Source organism: Chitinophaga sp. (assembly GCF_035564935.1).
Classification (GTDB): domain Bacteria; phylum Bacteroidota; class Bacteroidia; order Chitinophagales; family Chitinophagaceae; genus Chitinophaga.
Genome location: NZ_DATMTE010000161.1, coordinates 1 through 9,250 on the forward strand (window position 1 = coordinate 1; position 9,250 = coordinate 9,250).

Here is a 9,250-nt window from a genome sequence, read left to right on the forward strand (position 1 = left end):
GGATAAATTGCATTGTAATGAATAAGACAAGATTCCACGACTATGGCACTCAGGCCGTTTTATTACGAAAAAAAAGAATGCTGGTGATCAAAATCATCAGCATTCTTTTTCCCTTTTTAATAATAGGTGGAGTGGAGGCAGGACTACGGTTATTCAATTACGGCCACAGCCTGCAACTTTTTATTACGGCTCCGCAGCATCCCGGTTATTACCAGCTCAATCCTGCAGCTTCCCTGAAATATTTTTCCAATGCCGATATCGCCACCAAAGGGAATAGCGAATTATTTAAACAGGTAAAAGATTCCGGCACGCTCCGCGTCTTTGTGCTGGGAGAGTCCACTACCATTGGTTATCCTTATTTCCACAACGGCTCCTTTCACCGCTGGCTGCAGTTCCGGCTGATGCATACCAACCCCGACAAGCACCTGGAGATCATTAATCTTTCATTAACGGGCGTTAATTCCTATACTGTAGAAGGTTTCGCAAAAGAATTACTGCCGTATCAGCCCGATGCAGTGCTTATTTATACCGGGCACAACGAATATTATGGCTGCCTGGGCACCGGCAGTACGGACAAAGTTGCAGGCAATTCTTTCCTGGTGCACCTGGTGCTGCAATTGCGCAAGCTCCGTATTACGCAGCTCATGGCCAATGCGCTCCACAAAGTTTCCTCCCTGAAACCTTCCGGTACGGAAGGCGGTGGTAAAACCCGTATGGAAATGATGGTGGCAGAACAACAGATCCCTTTCGGATCCCCCATGTATGAAAGGGGCATTACCCAGTTCACCAACAACATGGATAATACCCTGCGTATGCTGGACGAAGCCAAAGTACCGGTGTTTATCAGTAACCTCGTGTCTACCGAAAAAGACCTGTTCCCTTTTATCAGTATAGCTCCCGACAGTACAAAATACCCCGGCTTTGGTACCGCCTACCGGCAGGGAGAACAGGCTATTGCCAAAGGCGATTCTACGGCCGCACTGCAGTATTTCCTTGCTGCGGAAAACAGCTGCAACGCACATGCAGGCTGTAATTATTACCTGGGGGAATTGTGGCTCCAGAAGGGCGACACCACCGCTGCTAAAACGTACTACGACAAGGCACGGGACCTCGACGGGCTCCGTTTTCGCGCGCCTTCCAAACTGAATAAAGTGCTGCTGGACCTGTGCAGCAAATATAAAAACGCCCACCTGGTGGATGCCAATGCCGCCTTTGAAGCCGCCAGCCCCGGGCATATTATCGGGAACAGCCTGATCCTGGAACATGTGCATCCTAACCTCAACGGCTACGCGTTGTTGTCTGATGGATTCTACAATACCATGAAAAAACAGGGTCTTTTTAAAGCGCCCAACGACAGCGCCATGAGCTTCGCGCAGCTGCGGCATGCCATGCCCATCACGGTAATTGATAGTCTTTCCGGTGCTTATAAAATTGCGCACCTTAAAAGAAGCTGGCCTTTTAATACAGGTCAGGTTCACGATACAACGTTGATTTCCAGTGCAGAAGAGCAGTTGGCCTACGAAGTTGCTTTCAGGAAAACCTCCTGGGAAGCGGCATTACAGCAGCTGTATAACGGCTACAATCAAAACGGTGATTTTGCCCGTGCAGCTACCATAATGGCAGCATGGGTACAGGAGCATCCTACTGAAGCGGCGTATTATGAAGAAGCCGGCAACTACAATGGTAAGCTGGATAATACGGCAGAAGCCATCTTCTATTTTAAAAAAGCGTTTGCCCTGTCGCCCGCATTTGATGTGGCCAGGACGCTGTTTGTGCTTTATCTGAAACAGGATGATGCCGGCAAAGCCCTGCCTTACCTGAACTACGCCATTGATCATAACGAGCGGCGTTTAAACCTGCTGCCGGTGAAAGACTGCCTGTTGCAGATCCTGGAGCTGCAAACAGTAGCTGCTAGGGAACCGGCAAATATAGCCGTACTCAACCGGATTGCGGGTTTGTATTACCGCATGGGAAATAAAGACGGCGCTGAATTGTACATAGAGAAAGTATTGCAGGCATCGCCCGGTAACAGGGATGCACTCAATATGCAAAGCCAGTTGAAAAAAGTATAGTTATGTGGAAAGAGATCACGCATATCAGCCGGCAGCAATGCATGGAATCCGGACAGGTGGCTGCAGCAGCCATGCTGGCGGTATCGCTTTACTACCGCGACTTCCGGCTTGTGGCCGTTGCCTTGCTGTTCCTGCTTATCACGTTGCTGGCGCCCCGGCTGTTGTACCCGCTGGCGGTGGTGTGGTTTGGCCTGGCAAAGGTATTGGGAGAAATAAACGTACGCATACTGCTTACCCTTGTTTTTATAGTGGTGGTAATACCGGTGGGTATGTGGCGGAAGTGGATGCGCAAAGATACTTTACAGCTGCGCAGGTTTAAGAAAGATAAAGGATCGGTAATGGATATACGAAATCATGTGTATACAAAAGAAGATCTGCAGCATACATTTTAAAACCATCATTATTCATACGTCATGGAATTTTTGCATGAACTGCTCTACTTTTTAAAGACACGGAAAAAGTTCTGGCTGCTTCCGCTGATCATCGTGTTGCTGCTGCTGGCGTCGCTGGTAGCATTAACAAGCGCCTCTGCGCTGGCGCCTTTTATTTATGCCATATTTTAAGCATTGAGAAAAATTATCCTGGGCATATCGGCATTTTATCACGACAGTGCGGCAGCGCTGCTCATCGACGGTCACATTATTGCGGCTGCCCAGGAGGAACGTTTTACCCGTATAAAGCAGGATGCTGCTTTCCCGGTGCAGGCTATTAAATATGTATTGTCGGAGGCCGGCATTTCTTTCGATGAGCTTACCGCAGTGGCATTTTATGATAAGCCTTTGCTGAAGTTTGAACGGCTGCTGGAAACGTATCATGCTTTTGTGCCACGGGGCTGGCGGAGTTTTATCACTGCTATGCCGGTGTGGATGGAAGAAAAGGTGTTTATGAAGAAGATGCTGCGGCGGCAGTTCCGCGCATTGAGCGCCACGGTAAAAGTACCGCTGTATTTCCCGGAGCATCATTTGTCGCATGCCGCCAGTGCCTTTTATCCTTCGCCTTTTCAATCGGCCGCGATCCTTACGATAGACGGCGTAGGGGAGTGGGCTACCACCACCATTTGCTATGGCGCCGGCAGTGATATCAAAATACTGCGGGAACTGCGTTTTCCGCATTCCCCGGGGTTGTTGTATGCGGCCTTCACTTATTTCCTGGGCTTTAAAATAAACAGCGGCGAGTACAAGCTCATGGGGCTTTCGCCTTACGGCTTGCCTGATGATCCGCAAACCATTGTGTTCAGGGAAAAGATCCTGGCAACGTTGGTGGATATACGAAACGACGGCTCCATCCTGCTGAATATGGATTATTTTGAATTTGCCACGGGGTTGAAAATGACGGCCACGCCGTTGTGGGAGGCGCTGTTCGGCATGTGCAGGCGGGAGCCGGAATCGGCCATCACGCAGGAGCATATGAACCTGGCGCTGGCCATTCAGCAGGTGATGGAACACATTGTAGTAGCGCTGGCGCAAACCGCAAAAGATATTACCGGCAGCCGGCGGTTGGTAATGGCGGGCGGTGTAGCGCTGAACTGTGTAGCCAATAATAAAATAAGGGCCGCAGGTATTTTTGAGGATATCTGGATACAACCTGCTGCCGGTGATGCCGGCGGTGCATTGGGCGCTGCATATGCAGCTTATCATATAGGAATGGAACAGGCGCGTATTTTTTTCCAGGGAGATGATGCCATGCAGGGTGCTTTTCTTGGCCCCGCCTATGGCGACGCGGATATCCGGAAACTGCTGGCCCGCTATGCAGCAGTAGCCGTGCACGAGCCGGACTTTGAAAAGCTTACACATACCGTGAGCGCTCACCTGGCAAACGGAAAAGTAGTGGGCTGGTTCCAGGACCGGATGGAGTTTGGCCCGCGCGCACTGGGCAACCGCAGTATTTTTGCTGATCCGCGGCAGCCGGGTATGCAGCAGCAACTCAACCGGAAAATAAAATTCCGTGAAAGCTTCCGGCCCTTTGCCCCGGCAGTACTGGCGGAAGATGCAGCGCTTTATTTTAACGATGCCGGCGCATCTCCTTATATGTTATTCACCACTACATTAAAGGAAGCACAACGTATTCCCCTTGCAAACACTTCTTCCTATACATTATTTACTACTGCTACACAAAACGTTGCTTCCGTATTGAGTGAAGCAGAACAAGGCACTGATGCTACACATACTATTGCTTCCTCATTGAGTGAAGTACAGCAAGGCACTGCCGCTGCACAAAAAGCACAGAACAGCAACCTGCCGCCTGTGGGGGCAGCTATTACTGATCGCCTGCTGCAGCAACGCTCCTGCATTCCCGCTGTTACACATCTCGATTATTCTGCGCGGGTACAAACCGTACATCATACACTTCATCCAAAGCTGCATCTACTTATTAATAGTTTTAAAAAACTAACGGGTTGCAGTGTGCTGATCAACACCTCTTTTAATGTAAGGGGAGAGCCGGTAGTAAACACACCGGAAGATGCATGGCTTGCTTTTATGCGAACGGAAATGGATTACCTGGTAATAGGTCATTATGTTTTTGACCGCCGCCGGCAACCCGCACTGCCAAAGGAGTTGTTTAAATCATTTGAATTGGATTAATACATCTTTCTAAAAGAAATTTTTAAAAAAACATCACATTAATAACACAGTTAGTTCATTATTAGCGCTGCTGTTAGGCCGCTGATGCTTACTTGCAATCATTATTTTCTTATCAATCGAAATATCGTTCGCGTTATGAAAAGATTACTATTGCTGATGCTCCTCGCATCGGGTCTGTTACAGGCCTATGCACAAAAGCAGTTGACAAAGGGTAAAGTGCTGGATGAAACCGGCCAGCCACTTCCCGGCGCAACTGTAAGGGTAAAAGGTACCAACATTTCAAGTCCAACAAATGGTACAGGCGACTTCCAGATTGCCACCGGCGAAACCACTTCCCCGGTACTGATTATTTCCTATATCGGTTACATCTCACAGGAGGTGGCAGTTACGGGCGACAATCTGACCATTACATTAAAAACAGATGCCAGGTCGCTGAACGACGTGGTAGTAGTGGGTTATGGTACCCAGAAAAAGAGCGACGTAACCGGCGCTACCAGCTCCGTGAAAGCGGTTGACATTGCCAAACGTCCGTTGGTAAGGGTAGAACAGGCTTTACAAGGTACCACTTCGGGTGTTACGGTACAGAGCAACAGCGGCCAGCCTGGTAAAGGGATCAGCGTAAGGATCCGTGGGGCCAGCTCTATCACCGGTGGCAATGATCCGCTGTATGTAATTGATGGTTACATTGGCGGTAACCTGGAGTCTATTTCACCAGGCGACATTGAAAGCATGGAAATCCTGAAAGATGCATCTGCTACTGCTATCTACGGTTCCAGGGGTTCTAACGGGGTGGTAATGGTGACCACTAAAAGTGGTAAATCAGGAAAACCAAGAGTAGATTTCAGTGGCTGGGTAAGCAGAAATTCTTTGCCAAAGAAACTGAACCTGTTGAATGCCTACGAGTTTGCCCAGCAGGTAAACCTGAAAGGAGATGTTGCCGGAACTGGTCACCCGTTTTCAGATGCAGAACTGGCCAATTTTAAAAATAACCCCGGCGGTACCGACTGGCAGGATGAATTAACACAAAAGCCATTGGCCCAGAATTACCAGGTGGCAGTATCCGGCGGTTCTGACAATGTGAAATACTATTTCTCTTATAACTATCTTGATCAACCGGGCTTGCTGGTAAATTCCGGTTATAAGAGACATACCCTGAGAGCAAATGTGGATGTGAAACTGAATAGCAAAATGGACCTGAAAGTGAATATCACGGGTTTGTTGCCGCAGTCGCACAACACCGATTTCTCCGGCGATATCACCGATCCGTTTGCGGAGGCCAGCATGTGGGATCCTACCAGCCCGGTAAAAGATGCACAGGGTAATTACATTGGGAGATCGAAATTTGCTTCCCTGGCTACCAACCCGCTGCAGAATATGATGAGCCGTTCTGTAGACGGAAAAACATCCAACTTAACTGCTACCGGTGTGTTCACGTATCGTATCATCGATCACCTGACATTTACGTCCAATAACAGTTATGAATTACAGAACCAGCAAACGCAATCGCTTTTCCCGCCGGGAACAAACGAAGCCTATAACAATAACGACTATGCGAAAGTGGAGAACGCCCGTTACAGAAGCTGGCAGAACTCCAACTTCCTGACCTATAACAACCGTTTCGGCAAACACTCCCTTACCGTAACGGCCCTGGTAGAACAGGCATCTAAAATGAATAATAATACCATTGCGCAGGCCAACCAGCTGTCTACCTACAGCCTCGGTTACTGGAACCTCGGGTTGGGAAAAACACAAACTACCACCAGCGGTTACTGGTCGGATGCATTGATCTCCTACATGGGAAGGGTCAACTATGCCTTTAACGACAAATACCTGTTAACGGTGTCTGTACGTACAGACGGATCTTCCCACCTGGTAGACAAGTACTCCACTTTCCCTGCAGTAGCATTGGGCTGGGCAGTAGATAAGGAAGGCTTTATGGCTAATTCCAAAGTGATCACCGGTCTGAAGCTTCGTGCCAGCTACGGGCAAACAGGTAACCAGGCAGTACCTGCCTATTCCTCCATTGCGCAGATCGGAACAGCACAGCCTTACTACTTTGACGGCAGCACGCCAAGCGTAAACACGCCGCTGGGTACACCGGTGTCCAGCTCCCTGCGTTGGGAAAAGAACACTACCTATGATGTGGGTGTGGACATGGAATTATGGCGCGGTCGCTTAACTTTCACGGCAGATGCTTACAATAAGAAAGTTACAGACCTGCTCTATGCCACGGATAATCCTTTCTATTACGGTGGCGGAAGCTTCCAGCGCAATATCGGTAGTGTGAGAAACACCGGTATTGAGTTCAGCATCGGTGGTATGCCGGTAGTGAATAAAGATTTCAAATGGACCAGCAACTTCAATATCTCCTTTAATAAAAATGAAGTATTGGATCTGGGCGGCCAGGATAATATCATCGTAAATGGTATTGGGTCCGCACAGCAAGGTGTATCTATTATCAAGGTAGGCGAACCGCTGGGTACCTTCTACGGTTACAAATACCTGGGCACCTGGAAAAGTAATGAGAAAGACGAAGCCGCTTTATACGGCAAGCAACCAGGGGATACAAAATATGCCGACCTGGATGGAGATAAGAAACTTTCCGGTGGCGACCTCACCACTATCGGTAACGGTATGCCTAAATATTACTTCGGTTTCATCAACGACTTCGCTTACAAAAACTGGAGCCTCAACGTAATGTTCCAGGGTACACATGGCAACCAGATGTTCTCTTTCAGCCAGCCTTATATCATGGGCGGACTTGGAGATGCCCGTGACGCTACCAGCGCTGCCATCCTGGATATGTGGACACCCGAAAAACAAACGGATGTACCTACTTATGGCAACCAGAATGAGATCAAGAGCAGCCGTTATGTATACGACGCCAGCTACATCAAGCTGAAAAACATCTCCCTGACTTACGCTGTCCCGGCCAGCCTGCTGAGCAGAATACATGCACGCAGCCTGGATGTTTATATCAGTGCACAGAATATCTGGACCATCACCAATTTCCCTGGCTATGATCCGGAAGTAACCAATGCCACCAATGCTATTACACAAGGTTTGGAAACAGGTACCGTACCTAATCCCAAAACCTATACGATTGGTGTAAGACTTGGCCTATAATTGAAAAGAAAAGGATTCTGGTTTTCTAAAAATTACTATTATGAACAAAAAATATTTCCTTCCTTTAACTATTGCAGCCATGATCGGTGTATCATCCTGCGTGAAGCTCAAGGAAGATCCAAAAGCAACACTTACGCCGGGTAATTATTTTAACACCCAAACAGAACTGGATGGCGCGGTTACTTCTGCTTTCAGGGCGCTGGCAGTAGATGGCGCCTGGGGTTTTACCAGCAAACTGACCGCTTACTTCGGATCAGATGACCTTACCACTCACCCTGCCTCCAATAAGGCAGATTCCCGTGAATTTGACCGGCTCCAGGGCACTTCCACCAATTCCAGTCTCCGTGCCGGATGGGAAGGACCATGGAATACCATTTACCAGGCGAATAACGTGATCTCCAATTTCGAAAAGGTAGTTGCTACATCTCCTGAAGCTATCCAGGCGCGCACTTATGCCGGCGGACAAGCTTACTTCCTGAGAGGTATCTGCTATTTCTACCTGGTAAGAACATTCGGCGCGTTGCCGATCGTTACCGGTCCGGCAGAAATTACAACCGTGCCTGTAAGACAGGAGCCCGCTAAAGTATACGAGCAGATCATCAGCGACCTGAAAGCAGCTGCTTCCATGTTGCCGGACAAGTGGCCTGCCGGTGTAGATGTAGGCAGACCGGGTGCACTCGCTGCCAGGGCAGTACTGGCCAACGTATACCTGACTATGGCCGGCTGGCCGGTTAACCAGACCTCCAACTACAGCCTGGCTGCAACAGAAGCGAAAGCGGTGATGGACGCCAATAAATTTGACCTGGTGCCCGACTACCTGGATGTATTCAAAACCAACAACAACATTGAATCTGTATTTGGCCTGGAATACAATGTAGGCGGCCAGTTGCCTAACCGTTCCTTTGGCGCCACCTGTATCCCTGATGATGAAGGCGGATGGGACGACTTCTTCCCTGAAATCAATTACTTCAAAGATGCACCCGTGTGCAAACGTACCGATGAAACCTTCCATACACAGATCAAGAGTAACAAATATGGTGTGGTAAGCTGGGATGATCCGAGAACAGCAACCAAACACCCTTATTACAATAAATTCCGCTATGGCGTAGGCGATGGTATTGTTGAAACACCTACCAAAGTAGTGAGCTTTAATGCCAGCACCAATAAAACAACTGATGTGGTACGTTTTGCGGAAACACTGCTCATTTATGCCGAAGCATCTGCCATGGCTACCAATACCGTTTCTGATGATGCTTACCAGGCATTGAACAGGGTAAGACGCCGCGCCGGTTTGCCGGATATCAAAAAAGGGCTGGCCGCTCCTGCCTTCCGCGACTCCGTTGTGGCAGAACGTAAATATGAATTTGCCGGTGAGTTCGGACAACGCTGGTTCGATATTGTTCGCCTGCAGTTACTGCCACAGGTAATTGCCCGCCGCGATCCGAACGAGTTCAAGGACCTGCCGCTGAA

General features: G+C 48.9%; 6 protein-coding genes. All 6 read left to right on the top strand.

Annotation, left to right across the window (positions count from 1 at the left end; all coding sequences use genetic code 11):
• The first annotated feature begins 17 nt into the window (after positions 1 to 17).
• Complete coding sequence (locus VN105_RS04330) at positions 18 to 2,072, top strand: hypothetical protein (RefSeq protein WP_325638286.1); 2,055 nt, start codon at positions 18 to 20, stop codon at positions 2,070 to 2,072.
• 2 nt (positions 2,073 to 2,074) lie between these two features.
• The gene (locus tag VN105_RS04335; RefSeq protein WP_325638288.1) at positions 2,075 to 2,464 is read left to right on the top strand and encodes an SxtJ family membrane protein; all 390 of its coding nucleotides are present in this window, start codon (positions 2,075 to 2,077) and stop codon (positions 2,462 to 2,464) included.
• Positions 2,465 to 2,485: 21 nt separating this feature from the next.
• Positions 2,486 to 2,635 carry a DUF5989 family protein gene (locus tag VN105_RS04340; RefSeq protein WP_185937295.1) on the top strand — a complete coding sequence of 50 codons (150 nt, stop codon included), beginning with the start codon at positions 2,486 to 2,488 and terminating at the stop codon, positions 2,633 to 2,635.
• Positions 2,636 to 2,638: 3 nt separating this feature from the next.
• Positions 2,639 to 4,654 (top strand): carbamoyltransferase family protein, encoded by a 2,016-nt coding sequence (locus VN105_RS04345; RefSeq protein WP_325638292.1) that lies wholly within the window; start codon positions 2,639 to 2,641, stop codon positions 4,652 to 4,654.
• 135 nt (positions 4,655 to 4,789) lie between these two features.
• Positions 4,790 to 7,780 carry a TonB-dependent receptor gene (locus tag VN105_RS04350; protein ID WP_325638294.1) on the top strand — a complete coding sequence of 997 codons (2,991 nt, stop codon included), beginning with the start codon at positions 4,790 to 4,792 and terminating at the stop codon, positions 7,778 to 7,780.
• A 40-nt stretch (positions 7,781 to 7,820) separates the two neighbouring features.
• On the top strand, positions 7,821 to 9,250 hold a 1,430-nt coding region (locus tag VN105_RS04355; RefSeq protein WP_325638296.1), incomplete at its 3' end, for a RagB/SusD family nutrient uptake outer membrane protein.